The organism is uncultured Mailhella sp. (genome assembly GCF_947631555.1).
Taxonomy (GTDB): Bacteria; Desulfobacterota; Desulfovibrionia; order Desulfovibrionales; family Desulfovibrionaceae; genus Mailhella.
Genome location: NZ_CANRLT010000021.1, coordinates 1 through 15503 on the forward strand (window position 1 = coordinate 1; position 15503 = coordinate 15503).

13 protein-coding genes are annotated in these 15503 nt (G+C 57.1%); 8 read left to right on the top strand and 5 right to left on the bottom strand.

Annotation, left to right across the window (positions count from 1 at the left end):
• Positions 1 to 270: 270 nt before the first annotated feature.
• From Q0Z94_RS04625 to Q0Z94_RS04650, 6 genes are all read left to right on the top strand, one after another.
• Positions 271 to 954, top strand: coding sequence for a queuosine precursor transporter (locus tag Q0Z94_RS04625; protein WP_298067852.1), 684 nt, complete (start codon positions 271 to 273; stop codon positions 952 to 954).
• 4 nt (positions 955 to 958) lie between these two features.
• Positions 959 to 1624, top strand: coding sequence for a 7-cyano-7-deazaguanine synthase QueC (gene queC / locus Q0Z94_RS04630; protein ID WP_298067853.1), 666 nt, complete (start codon positions 959 to 961; stop codon positions 1622 to 1624).
• Between the two features lie 61 nt (positions 1625 to 1685).
• Positions 1686 to 2144, top strand: coding sequence for a preQ(1) synthase (gene queF / locus Q0Z94_RS04635; protein ID WP_298067854.1), 459 nt, complete (start codon positions 1686 to 1688; stop codon positions 2142 to 2144).
• 19 nt (positions 2145 to 2163) lie between these two features.
• Complete coding sequence (tilS, locus tag Q0Z94_RS04640; RefSeq protein ID WP_298067855.1) at positions 2164 to 3189, top strand: tRNA lysidine(34) synthetase TilS; 1026 nt, start codon at positions 2164 to 2166, stop codon at positions 3187 to 3189.
• 210 nt (positions 3190 to 3399) lie between these two features.
• Positions 3400 to 4239: a biotin--[acetyl-CoA-carboxylase] ligase gene (locus Q0Z94_RS04645; RefSeq protein ID WP_298067856.1), complete on the top strand. Its 840-nt coding sequence runs from the start codon at positions 3400 to 3402 to the stop codon at positions 4237 to 4239.
• Positions 4240 to 4477: 238 nt separating this feature from the next.
• Positions 4478 to 5662, top strand: a complete 1185-nt coding sequence (locus Q0Z94_RS04650; RefSeq protein WP_298067857.1) for an MFS transporter — start codon at positions 4478 to 4480, stop codon at positions 5660 to 5662.
• A gap of 205 nt (positions 5663 to 5867) precedes the next feature.
• Here Q0Z94_RS04650 and Q0Z94_RS04655 read toward each other — a convergent pair whose 3' ends face one another.
• The 5 genes from Q0Z94_RS04655 to Q0Z94_RS04675 all read right to left on the bottom strand — a co-directional run bounded on the left by Q0Z94_RS04655 (position 5868) and on the right by Q0Z94_RS04675 (position 11837).
• Complete coding sequence (locus Q0Z94_RS04655) at positions 5868 to 6287, bottom strand: MucR family transcriptional regulator (protein WP_298067858.1); 420 nt, start codon at positions 6285 to 6287, stop codon at positions 5868 to 5870.
• 845 nt (positions 6288 to 7132) lie between these two features.
• Complete coding sequence (locus Q0Z94_RS04660; protein ID WP_298067879.1) at positions 7133 to 7510, bottom strand: hypothetical protein; 378 nt, start codon at positions 7508 to 7510, stop codon at positions 7133 to 7135.
• Positions 7492 to 8142, bottom strand: a complete 651-nt coding sequence (locus Q0Z94_RS04665) for a biotin attachment protein (RefSeq protein WP_298067859.1) — start codon at positions 8140 to 8142, stop codon at positions 7492 to 7494. Before Q0Z94_RS04665 ends, Q0Z94_RS04660 begins: the two co-directional genes overlap by 19 nt.
• 9 nt (positions 8143 to 8151) lie before the next feature.
• Entirely contained in the window at positions 8152 to 10380 is a 2229-nt protein-coding gene (locus tag Q0Z94_RS04670; RefSeq protein WP_298067860.1) for an acetyl-CoA carboxylase carboxyl transferase subunit alpha/beta, read from the bottom strand.
• A gap of 32 nt (positions 10381 to 10412) precedes the next feature.
• Entirely contained in the window at positions 10413 to 11837 is a 1425-nt protein-coding gene (locus Q0Z94_RS04675) for a biotin carboxylase N-terminal domain-containing protein (RefSeq protein ID WP_298067861.1), read from the bottom strand.
• A 481-nt stretch (positions 11838 to 12318) separates the two neighbouring features.
• Here Q0Z94_RS04675 and typA point away from each other — a divergent pair, with 481 nt between their 5' ends.
• Both typA and Q0Z94_RS04685 read left to right on the top strand, forming a co-directional pair.
• Complete coding sequence (typA, locus tag Q0Z94_RS04680) at positions 12319 to 14154, top strand: translational GTPase TypA (protein WP_298067862.1); 1836 nt, start codon at positions 12319 to 12321, stop codon at positions 14152 to 14154.
• Positions 14155 to 14254: 100 nt separating this feature from the next.
• The gene (locus Q0Z94_RS04685) at positions 14255 to 15475 is read left to right on the top strand and encodes an MFS transporter (protein WP_298067863.1); all 1221 of its coding nucleotides are present in this window, start codon (positions 14255 to 14257) and stop codon (positions 15473 to 15475) included.
• Positions 15476 to 15503 lie beyond the last annotated feature (28 nt).

Genomic DNA, 15503 nt, shown 5'->3' on the forward strand with positions numbered 1-15503 from the left:
GCATCTCGGTACCCTCCGTTTTTTTTTGAAGGATAGCATAATCTCAAACATTTGTCATTATAAAAGTCAGTGTCTCAGACTGTGCCACAGCCCCTGTCTTGCAAAAATGTTAAAACTTCCATGGCGTCCGTCCGCTGCGTGAGAAAGCATTTGCCAGGGCGTGGCGTTTCGGGCATACTTGAAGCACCTTGCACGAAGAAGCGTTTTTCGTATTCGGCCCCACAGTCCATCCTTTATCCGTGTGCTTGAAAACCACGTAAAAAACAAGACATGAAGAATTTCGCCGTCTCTCCAGTGTTCATGCTGCTCGGGTTGCTGTTCTGCACCTGCCTCATGCTCTCCAACCTCATGGCCGTCAAACTTTTCCAGTTCGGCCCCATCGCCCTTCCTGCGGCGGTGATCATCTTCCCCCTTTCCTACATCATCAACGACTGCATTTCCGAAATCTGGGGCTACCGCCGTGCGCGGCTCATCATCTGGCTGGGCTTCGCCATGAATTTTCTGATGGTCGTGGTCAGTCAGATCGCTCTGGCTTTACCCTCTGCCCCCTTCTGGGACGGCGCGGAGCATTTTCACTACGTCTTCGGACTGGCCCCGCGCCTCGCCTTTGCCAGCTTCACGGCGTTCCTGGCGGGTTCGTTCATGAACGCCTACGTCATGAGCCGGATGAAGGTGGCGTCCAGGGGCAGGCATTTTTCCGCACGCGCCATTCTGTCCACGGTACTTGGCGAAGGGGTGGATTCCCTCATTTTCTTCCCGCTGGCTTTCGGCGGAACCATGCCTCCGGTCGCCATGCTCACCATGATGCTGGGACAGGTCACGCTCAAGACCCTGTACGAGATTCTGATCCTGCCTGTGACCGTCCGAGTGGTGGAATACGTCAAGCGCGTGGAGGGTGCCGACGTGTACGATGAGCATATTTCCTACAACATTCTCAGAATACGGGAGATCTAGGGACATGGAAAAGGCTCTCGTTATCTTCAGCGGAGGACAGGATTCCACCACCTGCCTTTTCTGGGCAAAACAACATTTTTCCGAAGTTCGGGCGCTGACGTTTTTCTATGGTCAGAAGCACCGTCTGGAAGTGGAACGGGCCCATGACATCGCAACTGGAGCCGGCATCCCGTTTGAGCTTCAGGATGTGAGTTTTATCAGCCGCCTGGGCCGCAGTTCCCTGACGGATCCCGCGCTCCCTGTAGATTCTGCTGACGAGGAGAAAACGGCGGAAGGCTATCCCAGCACCTTTGTGCCGGGCCGCAATCTGTTCTTCCTCAGCGCTGCGGCAGTGTACGCCCGCGAACACGGTATCCGCAACCTTGTTACAGGAGTATCACAGACGGACTTTTCCGGCTATCCCGACTGCCGTGACACGTTTATCCGATCGCTGAACGTCACCCTCAATCTGGCGCTGGATGAACAATTCGTCATCCACACACCGCTCATGTGGCTGGACAAGGCACAAACGTGGGAACTGGCCGACAGACTGGGTGTCTTCGACCTTGTACGCGAGAAAACCCTGACCTGCTACAACGGCATCCCCGGAGACGGCTGCGGACGCTGCCCGGCCTGCAAGCTGCGCCGGAAAGGTCTGGAAAAGTACCTGGCTCAGCGCGGCAAAGCCTGAACCTTTCTTCCTGCCGGCTCGAACCTTTTCCGGCAGCCCCTCATTCCACGGAGTTGTGCCCATGAATGACAGAAGCGGCGAGCTTTCCCTTCTGGGAAGGAAGACAGAGTTCCGGCAGGACTATGCCCCCGATGTGCTGGAAACTTTTGAAAACAAACACCCGGAACACGACTACTGGGTACGGTTCAACTGCCCGGAATTTACCAGCCTTTGTCCCGTCACAGGACAGCCTGACTTTGCCGAGATCCGCATCGAATACATTCCTGACACCCGCATGGTGGAGAGCAAAAGTCTCAAGCTGTATCTGTTCAGCTTCCGCAACCATGGAAATTTTCATGAAGACTGCGTGAACATCATCATGAAGGATCTCATCGCACTCATGGCTCCCCGCTACATCGAAGTGACCGGAATCTTCACGCCGCGCGGCGGTATTTCCATCTATCCTTTCTGCAACTACGGCAAGCCCGGGACCTCATACGAAAAGCTGGCCGAATACCGTTTCATGCGGCACGACCTGTGAACACCGGGGAATACGCGGCATGAAGCTTGCCCCCGATCTTTCCTTAAAAGATCTCGCCCCCTGTGATGCCCGCATGGCCTTGTCCATAGCGCGCTTTGCCGAAGAGGAACTGAAGGCGCCGCTGCGGGGACGACTGCTTGTGGCTTTGTCCGGCGGGGCGGATTCTACGGCGCTTCTGATCATTCTGTGCGCCCTGCGGCCACTCCTGGGCTGCCATGTGGAAGCGGCGCACCTCGACCACGGCCTACGGCCTGAAAGTGCTGAAGACGCCCTTGCAGCGGCAGTCTTGTGCAGAGATCTGGGGGTGCCTTTTCACGGCGGTCGGGCGGACGTTGCGCATCTGGCGCAGGAGTACTCGTGCGGCGTGGAAGAGGCCGGCCGCCGCGCCCGCTATGCCTTTCTCGAAGAAGCGCGGATTTCCTCCGGAGCAGACTGGACGCTCACCGCGCATCATGTGGGAGACCTTGCTGAAGACGTGCTGCTGCGTCTGGCACGCGGTGCTGTCTGGCCCGGTGTGGGCGGTATGCGCGCAAGGCTTGAAGAACCTGGGCGGCGTGTTCTGCGCCCACTGCTCATGCAGGAAAAAAGGAATCTCACGGCCATGCTCGAACGCCTGGAGGTATCATGGCGGGAAGACGGCTCCAATGCCAGCTGTATTTGGAAGCGCAACCGTATGCGTCACGAACTCCTTCCCCTGTTTTTAGCGGAAAATCCCGCATTTTTCGACAGTATCCGGCGACTCTGGCGCAACGCACGGCGAGATGAAGCCTATTGGGACACTCTGCTTGCGCCCGCGCTGGAGCTTCAGACGGACGGTTCTCTGTTCATCCCCGGCAAGACACTCTCCCGCTGGACTAAGGCAGAACGCCTGAGAGCCCTGGCCGAAGCGGTACGCAGGATGCACTGCGGACAGCCACTGTGCGAGACGCTTGAACGCATGGACTCCGTCTGGAACCGGCGGCATTTTCCTCGAAGCTTTGCCTTCTCGGGCGGCCTTGAGGCAGAAGTCTGCGCCCGAGGTATAGTTTTCCGCAAACGCAGCTGACTTCCTCACTCCTTATCCTTGCAAAAAAGCGGTTTTGCCTCGTCACGGGCAGGCCGTTTTTTTTTTCAGAGAGGATGCCTCTGAAAAATTTATGGACAAAAGCTCCCATTTCATGATGTTCTGGAACAGAAAAGGAGCCGCACAGGCCATGCGTCCGCATGTTCCTGCAAAATGTGGGCCGCGAGCCACCCGCAAGCCTGGAGAATGGATATGCCGCTGCACGAAATTCCCGTAAGAGATCGTATCCTCGACGCCCTCAGCCACAGCGGTGACGCCTGGGTCTCCGGACAGAAGCTCTCCTCCACCTTCGGCATCAGCAGGGCCGCCGTGAGCAAGCATATCATGACCCTGCGGGAAGAGGGAAACATCATCGAATCCGTTCCGCATCGCGGCTATCGCATGGTCTCCCGCGCCGATCCCTGGGCGGGAGAAAACATCCATACCGGACTGCATACAGAATGCCTGGGCCAGTCGCGCTGGATCTGGCTGAAGGAGACTGGATCCACGAATCAGATAGCCACCGGAGCTGCTCTGAACGGTGCAGAGACAGGGCTTGTGGTGGTGGCGCGGCGGCAGAACGAAGGCCGGGGATGCCGGGGACACGAATGGGTTCATCTGCCAGGATCACTGTGCTTTTCAGTGCTTATGCGGCCGGAGATCTCCCCTGGCGAACTTCCCGGACTGCCTCTCCTCGTCATGAAAGCCTGTGCTGCCGCTGTGAGACGGTGCGGAGGGCCGGAACTTGAACGCGTCCCGCCCAATGATCTCTGTCTGCACGGGCGCAAGGTCGGCGGTATTCTTGTGGAGAGCATGTTTTACAACGATGCGATGCAGTGGATGGTGGCCGGTATCGGACTCAACGTCAACGTTCCGCTGATGGCTTTTCCGCAGGAACTCAGGAAAACCGCATCGTCGCTTTATGTGGGAAGCGGCCGGCCTTTTTCCATAACTGGTCTTATGCAGGCCATCCTCGAAGAGCTGGAAACGGTGTTTCGAGAGCGGACGATGTGCGCCCCCCCGCATGATTGTCTTCATCGGCAAAACAGATGAAGGAGAGGGGTGACTCTGCCCTTCTCACAGCCTAAGGGCCGCTCCAATGGCGTTATCCCTTAAAATAATTTTTTGAAGAACAAGCGCAAATTTTCATAGCACAAGGGGATTCCACTCCTGAACAACTCCATTCCTCAGAATCTGCGCCCTTGCCATGCGCGGCTTCAAGGCGTAGGTAATGCGGTAACCCAGCATCCGCGATGACTTTGCGCGGTATTTTTCCTCCAGAGATTCTGCCATGGATCATAAAAAAATTTTTCTCCTTGCACTGGGACATATGTCCTGCGACGTGAACGCACATGCGCTTCCGGCTCTGCTACCGTATCTTGTTACGGCTCACGGCTTCGACTATCAAAGCTGCGGTCTGCTGGCCTTTGCCTACGCCGCGATCTCGTCCCTTATTCAGCCCGTGCTCGGTCTCGTCTCAGACAGGTTCGCCTGCCGCTGGTTCATTCCTCTGGGGGTACTCATCGCCGGATGCAGTTTCGGGGTCACGGGCTTTTTCAGCGAATACTGGCTCATTTTCACGGCTCTCGTCCTCGGCGGTGTAGGTAGTGCTCTGTTTCATCCCGAAGGGGCGCGCTATGCCAATCTCGTTTCGGGAAGTCAGAAAGGGGTGGGCATGAGCATTTTTGCCGTGGGCGGGAATATGGGCATGATCGTTGGGCCTCTGTTCATCCTCCTCGCAGTGGGGGGCGTTCATGCAGGCGGAATGACGGTGGGAGGCTTCGGCCTTCCTGGAACGGCCGTATTCGCCGTGTGGGGATTCGCCATGTCTGTCCTCATCTACGGAAAAATGCTGTCATGGCCGGTCTCGGCCGGAGAGAAAACAAAACGTTCCGTGCAGGACGACGAAGGCTGGAACGACTGGCACGCCTTCGGCATACTCTCAGGGTGTATTTTGGCCCGCGCCAGCGTTGCCATGAGCTTCACCACCTACGTTCCTCTATACTGGCACAGCGTTTTTCATCAGCCGGAACAGGTGGGAAGCATTGTTCTGATCTTCTTCTGCGGACTGTGTATTGTCAGTAATCTGGCGGGCGGGGTTCTTGCCGACCGCTGGGGCTATATCCGTGTCATCCGTTTCTCGTCCTTTGTCCTCCTGGCCGCGACCGCGATTTTCCCGCTCATCACGTCCCCCTGGCTTGCTCTGCTTTTCCTTCTTCCGCTGGCTGTGGCCTTTTTCGGGCCTTTCAGTGCCATCGTTGTGCTTGGACAACGTTACCTCTCAAGAAATATGGGGCTTGCATCGGGCGTCACTCTGGGCATCTCGGTCAGTCTCGGCGGCGCCTTCTCCCCCATTCTCGGCTGGGTGGCGGACAATTTTGGCGGTCTGTCTCCGGCTCTTTTCCTTTTTGTACCGCTGTCCGCCATTGGGGCAGTCTGCTCCTGCTTTCTGAAGGATACGCTGCGGAAGGTGTGATTTTCCGTCCGTGCCGGAGCCGGTTTCACAGACATTCGTTCCGGTTGAGAATACGCAGGGCAGCACTTACCATCTCTGCAAGCCTCCCTTCCTGAAAAAAGGGAAATCCGCGGATGCGAAAAACAGGCGACAGAAAAGGCCGAAATCCAACCAAGGATTCCGGCCTGTGAACATGCAGGAAAGAAAGTTCTTTCCGCAAGGCTGTCTACTTGGGCATGCCTTTACGGGCAAGCGCGCGCTTTTCCCAAAGCTTCATATCCTTCATCTTCTGACGGCGGGCGCGCTGAAGCTCTTTGCAGGTAAGCGGGGTCCCCTTCTTGAGGCCCCACTTTTCGCGATAGGACACAGCATCAAGCCCATGCAGAGCCAAATGCTTCTTCGTGATAACCTTGAAAGTTTTGCCGCACTCAAGGCAGACAATGCTTTTTTCCTTGATGGAGCGCTTGGCGTCCTGCACAGGCGCTTCGGCTACGGCGCAGACTTCCTCAACTTCTTCGGTGCAGTCCAGCTTTTTCAGCTTGCCGGCCAAAGAAGCGATCATCTGCTCCATTTCATCTTCCTGCATGATACGTACCGAGGCCTGGGCTTTAACTAGTTCTATAGCATGTTTCAGATAGTCTTCCATAGCACTCTCCTTTAATAAGAATTTCTTCTCGAATTAAGCCAAACGACAAATTCTGTCAATTTAAAACAGGATTAATTGGAAAAAATTAATAAGAAAAAAAGAAAAATATTCTTCCCGTGGTTCATGATGGATCAGGGCTTTTTTCTGAAAAATAATAAGAAGGTCCAATACGTTGTTGCAGGCTGAGACTCTCTGGTATTTTCTGGACTGGCAAACCTCCAAATTTTTTGGAGCAAATCGTTACAAAAATGGTTTGTCTGCAGGACTTCTGTTGTGCGGGCTGAACTATTCACGGAGCGGGCGAATCGTGAAGATTTAAAGACGGTGCAACACCTGAAAAAATCAGAGAGCGGTATAGGCGCTCAGAACAAATCACGTGAAATATTAAGCTGAAAAGCCCAGCAGTACACCTGGATGACGGCCATACATGAATCAAGCCCTTTGGCGTACCGTGTCACCACGCATCGAGCACGTTTCTCTGATAATTTTTTCTGCCCATTCCATCAATCTTGTAACTGCAGGCAACGGTGACAACACCCGCTGCCGAAGTGTCACAAGGGGTACGGCAGACGCCCCTTGAAGTCTGCTCTGTCCCCAAGAGCACGGCGTGCGCCGTGGTCAGGAAGCGCCTCTGTGGTCCGCTAGAGAAGCTCAAACCATGCGCCAAAGTATACGGCGCAACACAGCAAAACTATATGGGGAAAGACAAAAAGCCGGGGTATGGCCTTCCGTAGTTCGCTTCAGGCGAAAGCTGATACACCATAACTCTGAGCGGGAAAGGTAAGGCCGATCACTCTCTCCAAGACCACAGGTCGGTATTTTCTGAACTTTACGACGGAAACGGTTCACTTTCCGCCGTTCAGCTGTCCTTCCAACTCCGTGAGAGCGTCTTCCAGCTTCTCGCTAAGAGCGTTGGCTGTGCGGGGATCCCAGTTCGCAAGGGCGTTCCTCATCTCGGCGAGACGAGTCGTCACCGTCTGTACACAAAGATCAAGACGCTGCTTCTGCTCATCGGACAGGTCGCTGAAGCGGATGGCGTCTGACAGATATTCCGCAAGCTCGATAACGCCATGCTTCAGACCGACAGGCCCCCAACGGTCGAGCTGTGCCCAGACCAGTTCAGCAAGCTGCGGCCAGGCTCTGACGACCTCGTCTTCATTATACGTCCAGGCACTCACGCGGATCTGAAGAATCCTGCCCACGGCTACTCCCCATCGCTCCATTCCCGCTCCACGCGGGAGATGACGTCTTCCACGGACTCTTCCTGTTCGGGAGGGCAGACAACGATAAGCGGCGCTCCCGCATCCACATTCCTGTTCTGGTCGAAGCAGACTTCGTAAATGATGCCGGAAGGTCCGGCGTAGCAAAGGGGCGCTTCCCGCTTCATACGGGATACAATGAACAGCTCCATGCCCTCCTGCACGGACACCGTACGGCAGCCGAGGATTTTGACCTTCTTGTCCACGTCCGGAGCAAAGTAGTATCTGGCCCGTTCCGGGGCGCAAAAAGTGTACAGGCTCTCCATGAGAAGTCTGCTTATCACTTCCTGACGGGTGAGATAGTGGCGAACCAGCGCCAGCATCGTACCTGCCTCCACAAAGGTTCCGTCAAGCTCACGGCAGACCTTTCGGAGTATGCCACGTTCCGCCGTCACAATATTCCGGGGGTTGCGCTCGCGGGTGATGGTAGCGATGTGCGTACCGGGAATCTCCTGCCACTCTCCCGTGGGGCCGAAGACTTCGCTTCCTTCCTCCACGTCCGAGAACTGAACCACGCCGGTGTGCGGAGCCACGACCGCCTTTTCCGTATAGGGAGCGGCCTTGAGTTCCGCCATGACTTCAGCGATATCTCTCATACCCTTCCTCTAGCGGTAATAAAGGTTGCGGCCGCCCATGGTCTCGATGGCCTGGCACAGGTTGGCGCGCACGTCACGGCGATCCCAGACGCCCTGAATATGCCCGCGGGACAGCGCATGATAACAGTTGTGATGGTTCGGCGGCACATCGATCCCCGTGGTATTCTTGATAACGCCCGGCCCGGCAAAGCCAATGCTGGAAGAGCGAATGGCAAACTGGTAGAAGGCACAGCCCAGAAAACTGGCCACCGGGCCGCCATAGGACTTGGTATCGTACAGCACGAGGTAGAGACCGCCCGCTTCAATGTAGCGGCGCACGGCCACGGTGCAGCGAGGCATCTGGATAACGCCGTGCGTACCTTCCTGAATGCGTATGCCGGCCGTCCCATGGCAATAAACAATGAACGGGCAGCGCTTGCGCCGCGCCCTGTCCGCCGCAGCCACAAACTTGGCCCCTTCCGCCACACCAACGGATCCACCTCGAAACGAACCGGCCAGAATGGCCACAACAACCTGAATGCCTTCAAGTCGCGCCTCAAAGGTGATGCAGGCGCTCTTCAACCCTGTCTTTTTTCTGGCCGCAGCGAGCTTTTCGTCAAATCCCGGGAAGCGCAGCGGATTGCCAGACTCGACTTCGGTGTTGAACTCATAGAGGGAGTCCTTGTCGAAGCAATTGTTCATCACCCATTGGTATTCCATGGGAAAGTGATGCCCGCACGAGGAACAGACGCCCGCGAATTCGTTATAGAGGTCGAAGGCCCACATATCCATGCAGCCACGCCGCGCGGCATAGGGACAGGTGACAGCTCGGTCTTCCCTTGCCTTTTCGCTGACCCAGGCCCAGCCACGCTCGTCCTCCGACCATTCGGAAAGCGAAGTCAGCTCCTCTTCGGCAGCCAGTTCCTGTGCTTCCTGCCGCTTCCATGTACGCAAAAGGCGCATCTTGAACATATCCCATTCGGAGCCGAGTTCTTCGAACAGATTCCTGATGGTGCGGCGGTTGCGGTGATAGAAGTCATAGATAAGCCGGTTGTAGATCTCCCACCACTGTTCAGACCAGGCATCACCCAGACGTCCGGCAACGGAACGGTTGTTCTTGCAGACGCTGTGGGAAGCCTTGATGAACTTGTTCTGGCGCATTTCCACAAGGCGCTGGCGGGCGGCCCGGGACAAATCCCAGCGAACGTAGAACTCGTCCAGATTCAGTTCCCGGTCGTGCAGGCGGTGCAGTGCGGCTGCACGCAAGGGCGCGAATCCGCGCGCCCTGAGTACGACTTCATCCGTGGCCCGCAGCACTTCCTGACGTAGTGTGCGGAAGAACTCGTAGTGGTAGGGCCTTGCGCCCAGCACTGGTTCCTGAATGATTTTGTCGATATAGCCGAACTTCAGATTGTCCTCGGCCGTGAGATGCAGATTTTCGGCACAGCGCTCCACAAGCTCCGCAGAAGCACGCTCTCCATTGCGCAGCCGCCCTTCGATAGCAGCGGCTCCTTCGGGCGAGATAACCGAATAATAGCCATGGGAGAGCATAAGACGCCGATCAGCGAGAGAAACGGCCTCCGCCCCGCCGGACCCCCCTTCGGAAAAAACGGCAATGATGGGCACGGTCAGCCCGGCCATTTCATAGATATTGCGAGCGATCTGCTGCGCTGCGCCCGGGTATTCCTCCAGCGGATACCCCCCCGGAGTGAAGACGTAGGCGTGGATCGGGATGCCTTCGGTTTCGGCCACGCCCATGTAATGCTTGGCCTTGGCGTTGCCCCAGGGCTTGGCCGATCCGCCGTTGCGGAACTCCTCGCCGTGCCCCTTTTCATGCCCGATGACCAGTACCGGCTGATGGTACACCTGGCCGCCGCGCTTGCGGGTGATATAGGCGCGGGCGATGAGCATGGCCGGATCGATGGTGTGTTCGTCCTGTCCGCCTATCTCGGTGTAGTTGTCATACACATTTTCAAGGATGTCGCGCAGGCAGATACGCTGGGGATGGCGCACAATGCGCACCTTATCCATCGGAGTGAGCTTGTCTTCCAGCTTGCACTCAATAAAGAAGAACAAGTCTTCAAGTGCCTCCAGTCCGGCTCCGGACTCTTCCCCGGAAGCGTTCTCTGCCGCGGCCTGTGCTTCGTCGAGACGGGTCTGAAGCAGGGCCAGCTCCTCCTCGTGCTTGCCGGGAAAAATATCCCGAAGGTAGCTCAGGCGTTCGGAGAGCTGATGCAGCCTTTTTGCGAATTCTGACATATAGGATTCCCTTCCCAGACGCGTCCGGAGGGTCAAAATCGGAGCATCTGCCCCGTCTTGTTCTTCAAAAATTCCACGTTGGAGCGCAGAGGTTCGCCCCTGCCATCGTGACCTTCGAGCCGGAGATGCCCAAGAAAATCCAGACCACGGGCGCCGGCCTCTTCAAGATCCTTGCCCCAGACTATGGCCAAAGCCAGATTCGGGTCAAATTCCGTGGGAATGGTGTAAGGAGCATCGGCAGTTACCGGAGGAACATGCGTATGCAGGGAGAGCCATTCCGCGTCCGTCCAGTCGAAGCGGTCAATGTCGCCCACCCAGGGCGCAAAGCCGCTGTCGGGGTCTTCGGCAATGAGGCGATATTCCACGCCCACACCGCGGAAGGTAATGTCGCTCTGACTGTACCCCAGAGGCTCGCCTAAAGCGGTACGGATCTGCTCGGCGATGAGATCCACAGGCTGACCCTTCACACGACTGATGGCAGCAGACACGCCGTTTTCCACCTGGATACGGGTGTTCACCTCCATGAGGAAAGGCTGTCCGTCGCGAGTGACCACCCATTCCCAAGTACCCACGCTGTCGTAGCCTACCTTGCGGGCCATTTTCAGAGAATGCTGAACAATCTCGTCCAGCAGCGCGGCGGCATCGAACCGATACTCGACGGATGAGGGGTCAAAGCCGGGTGCCACTTCCAGCCGTTTCTGGCGACCGGTGGATTGGATGGAACAGTTACGTGTGCCGAAATGCACGGGATGACGCCCGCGGCGGTCCGAGAGTATCTGCACTTCCAGATGATTGAAGTCCATGATGCGCTGCTCGATAAGCACACCATCGTCCTTGAACTGGCGCATAGCATAATTGCGTATACGGCGGTAGACCTGCCGGAACAGGTCGAGGTCGTGGACTTCCTCTATACCCATGCCTCCGCCTCCGGCCGAAGCCTTCACCAGAACCACAGGCCGGGCTATGCCCTGCTGCGACTGATAGTCGAACAGGGAACGTGCCACCTTTTCGGCCTCCATCTCGTCGTAGATGGGTCTGTCGGAACCGGGAACCGTGGGCACACCGAGGCTTCGCGCCAGACGCTTGGTATTGATCTTGTCGCCGAGTTCGCGGATGACACGCCAGGAAGGGCCGATGAAGACAAGCTTCCGGCCACGCTCTTCCACACGGCGGGCGAAACGGAAATCTTCGGCGAAAAAGCCGTAGCCGGGATGCACCGCCGTGGCGCCCGCATCATCGGCAACGCTCAGAAGTTCGTTGGCATCGTGATAGGAAGAGATGCGGTAGAGACCGCTCTCGCCTCCCAGCTCTCTGGCCAGGGCCACATGTCCGGAGCAGACGTCCTCCGCGGTGTAGACGCAGACAAAATCCAGCCCCAGCTTTCTGCACGCCCGAAGGATGCGAACCGCTATCTCACCGCGGTTGGCAATAAGCACCTTATGCTGCTGTATATTCACGCCGTTTCCTTGCATACGGGGGGGGAAAGGGCCTTTAAAAGACCATCGTTGAAAAAAGCAGGACGACTCTCTCCTTCGCCCTACTTGGCATTCAGCCCAAAGGCAGAAGCTCCGAAACTCCGGAAGATACGTCAATGCCGGACATTGCCCATTCCCTGAGATACGGGGGAACCAGCTCGAAGTTCTCTTGGCATTATAACCCGTACGCCGAAAGAATCAAGCCCCCGGCAAGAGCGCTTATACCAAGTCCTGAACAACACGTTATCCTATTGAATTAACAGTTTCTTTGTCAATGATGCGTACAGACGGCAAAAGGCGGCTCACCCCTTCTCCCACGCGCAGATGCCCCCGTCCGCTTGCATTATCGCCCTGTTTTTCTTATATTGAACGACCGCGCCTCTTCCGTCCTCCCTGCCGGAGGCTCCGTACCGCGACGTCTTATTTTTCCGAACGTATCCATAATATCTGGAAGGAACTGACTGTGAGTCCTCTCGCCCGTAACGAATCCTTACGCAATATCGCCATCATCGCTCATGTCGACCACGGTAAGACCACGCTGGTCGACGGTCTTTTCAAACAGAGCGGCATGTTCAGAGCCGATCAGGTGGTGGACGACCGCCTTATGGACAGCATGGAGCTGGAACGTGAACGCGGCATCACTATCTCCGCAAAAAACTGCGCTGTCGCCTGGAAAGGTGTGCGCATTAACATCCTTGACACGCCCGGACACGCCGACTTCGGCGGCGAGGTGGAACGCGCACTGTCCATGGTGGACGGCGTCATTCTTCTGGTTGACGCCTCGGAAGGCCCTCTGCCCCAGACCCGTTTCGTGCTGCGCAAGGCCCTCGGACTCGACCTGCCCGTCATCGTGGTACTGAACAAGATCGACCGCAAGGACGCCCGCGCCGAAGAAGTGCTTAACGAAGTCTACGACCTGTTCATCGACCTCGACGCCAACGAAGCGCAGCTTGAATTTCCCGTACTGTACGCCATCGGCCGCGACGCCGTGGCCATGAACAGCCTGAACGACGAGCGCAGGGATCTTTCCCCGCTCTTCGATGCCATTCTTAAGTATATCCCTGCACCTTCCTACGACCCTGAGCAACCCTTCCACATGCTCGTGACCGACCTTGACTACTCGGACTATCTCGGTCGTCTGGCCGTGGGGCGCATACGCAACGGCCACGCGCACACCAAGGATTCCCTGGTCTGCATCGGCGAGGACGGCGTACCCCGCCCCCTGCGCGCCACGCGCTTCCAGGTCTATCAGGGCAAGAACATGATCGACGTGAACGAAGTGGACGCCGGAGACATTGTGGTTATGGCCGGTATCGAGGACGTGACCATCGGTGACACCATCTGCACCGCAGCCGACCCTTCGCCCCTGCCGCGCATCAAGGTGGACGATCCCACGGTAGCCATGCGCATCGGCATCAACACTTCTCCGCTCGCCGGCCGTGAGGGAAAGATCGTGCAGTCCCGCAAAATCCGCGAACGACTTGACCGGGAAGCCCTGCGCAACGTGTCCATCCATGTGGAAGACGCCGAGGATCGCGATGCCTACCTCGTCAAGGGCCGGGGTGAATTTCAGATGGCCATTCTGGTGGAGACCATGCGCCGCGAGGGTTTTGAACTTACCGTAGGACGCCCGGAAGTCATCTTCAAGGAAGTGGACGGTCAGAAATACGAGCCCATCGAAGAGCTGTCCGTAGACTGTGACGAAGAATACATGGGCGTGGTTACAGAAAAAGTCACCTTCCGCAAGGGCCGCATGAGCAACTGCATCAACAATGGCACGGGGCGGGTGCGCCTCACCTTCTCCGTACCGGCGCGCGGACTTATCGGCTACCGCGACGAGTTCCTCACAGACACCAAAGGCACCGGCATCATGAGTTCAACCTTCAGCGGCTACGAACCGTACCGCGGCGACTTCCTGACCCGTATGACGGGTTCGCTCATCGCCGACCGCCCCGGCAATGCCGTGGCCTACGCCCTTTACAACCTCGAACCCCGAGGAGCACTCTTCGTGAAACCTGGCGACCCCGTCTACGAAGGCATGATCGTGGGCGAACACAACCGTGACAACGACATTGATGTCAATGCCACCAAGGAGAAAAAACTTACCAACCTCCGCGCCGCGGGCAAGGACGAGAACATCATCCTCACCCCTGTCCGCCCCATGCCGCTGGAACGCTGCCTGAACTTTATGCGCGAAGACGAAATGCTGGAGGTCACACCGCTGTCCCTGCGCCTGCGCAAGGCCGTACTCTCATCCACGGAACGCTATCGCATGGGCGGAGGACGCAAACGCATCTGAGCTGCCCGTACGAGAACGCATAAGGGATGGAAGCTCTCCGTTCCTTTCTTCCGATGTCCGCCCGGGATTCGACAGTTGACATTCTCTCCGCGAGACCGTCATGACTTTTTCCAGCCGCCGCTCCCAGCTTTTTCTCATCTACCTTCTGGCCTTCGTCTGTGCCGTGGGCAACCCCATTGTTGTGCCGAACCTTCCTTTTATTATGGAAGAATTTCGGCTCACGGCCATCGAAATGGGGCTGGTCATTTCCCTGTTCGCCCTGCCAGGTGCCATCATCATCCCGCTCTACGGCGTACTCTGTGACAGAATTGGCCGCAGACCCATGCTCATCATGTGCCTGCTGACCTGCATTCTCGGATCCCTGTTCTCCTATTACGCCCCCAGCTTTTCCTGGCTGCTCGTCGGCCGTATGCTTCAGGGGCTTTCCTTCACGCCGCTGGAGGCGCTGAGCAACACTCTGGCCAGCGACCTCTTCGAGGGGGAAGCCCGCCTGAAATGCATCGCCCGCTGTACCAGCATCCAGTACTTCAGCGTGGCCATAACCCCGCTCATCGTTACAAGCCTCACCTCTTGGGCCGGCTGGCGTGTAGGCTTCGCCTTTTCCACCGCCCTGGCGGGCACAGCGCTGTTTCTCTGCCTGCCTATCCGCATTGCGTACAGGTCGCCGGAAAACGTCACTTTCCGCAAATATGGCAGTCATATCCGGCAAATTCTGACTTCGTTCCGCGTACTTTCGCTCTTCTCGGTGCGCATCGCCGTAGCCTTCATTATTTTCGGCGTCGTCTATCCACACTTTGCCCTGCTGCTCACCATGCGTCTCGGTGTTCCAGCTGAAGAGACGGGCTTCACATACTCCGGATACGCTATCGGCATGTTCCTCGGTGCGTTGTTCATTCCCCTGGTCATACGCTGGTTCAAGCCCCGCACGATTGGATTTGTGGGCGGTCTTCAGCTCAGCGCCGCCACCGTCATCCTGTTTTTGGCCGAAAATTCCTTCCACGTTTTTATCGCCCTCCTGCTCATCGGAACCGGAAGCGGGATGCTCACCTCCTGCTGTGCGGGACATGTGTCCCTTGCCTCCTCGCCCGACACCCGTGGTTCCATCATGTCGGCTTATTCCACAATTTTCCGCATGGGGCAGACCGTGGCGCCTCTTCTCTTTGGCATGATCTTCCAGTCAGGCGGGTTCGAGGGACTGCTCGGAGCCTGCTTTGCAGTGACCCTGTTCCTGATGGGCATGGCCGGATATTCCTTCTCCTACGCAGACCGCATCGAACACCAGGCTGACACACGGCAGCATGGTGATAGCTTCAGCTCTTAAAACGGAGGCGGCGCACAGCCGCCGGCTC

Bases quoted from the DNA above. Each gene is read 5' to 3' on its own strand.
- Q0Z94_RS04625 (WP_298067852.1), top strand. From the start codon at position 271: ATGAAGAATTTCGCCGTCTCTCCAGTGTTCATGCTGCTCGGGTTGCTG.
- Q0Z94_RS04665 (WP_298067859.1), bottom strand. From the start codon at position 8,142: ATGAGAGATATCGCTGAAGTCATGGCGGAACTCAAGGCCGCTCCCTAT.
- queC (WP_298067853.1), top strand. From the start codon at position 959: ATGGAAAAGGCTCTCGTTATCTTCAGCGGAGGACAGGATTCCACCACC.
- Q0Z94_RS04645 (WP_298067856.1), top strand. From the start codon at position 3,400: ATGCCGCTGCACGAAATTCCCGTAAGAGATCGTATCCTCGACGCCCTC.
- Q0Z94_RS04685 (WP_298067863.1), top strand. From the start codon at position 14,255: ATGACTTTTTCCAGCCGCCGCTCCCAGCTTTTTCTCATCTACCTTCTG.
- Q0Z94_RS04650 (WP_298067857.1), top strand. From the start codon at position 4,478: ATGGATCATAAAAAAATTTTTCTCCTTGCACTGGGACATATGTCCTGC.
- Q0Z94_RS04655 (WP_298067858.1), bottom strand. From the start codon at position 6,287: ATGGAAGACTATCTGAAACATGCTATAGAACTAGTTAAAGCCCAGGCC.
- Q0Z94_RS04660 (WP_298067879.1), bottom strand. From the start codon at position 7,510: ATGGAGCGATGGGGAGTAGCCGTGGGCAGGATTCTTCAGATCCGCGTG.
- tilS (WP_298067855.1), top strand. From the start codon at position 2,164: ATGAAGCTTGCCCCCGATCTTTCCTTAAAAGATCTCGCCCCCTGTGAT.
- queF (WP_298067854.1), top strand. From the start codon at position 1,686: ATGAATGACAGAAGCGGCGAGCTTTCCCTTCTGGGAAGGAAGACAGAG.
- Q0Z94_RS04670 (WP_298067860.1), bottom strand. From the start codon at position 10,380: ATGTCAGAATTCGCAAAAAGGCTGCATCAGCTCTCCGAACGCCTGAGC.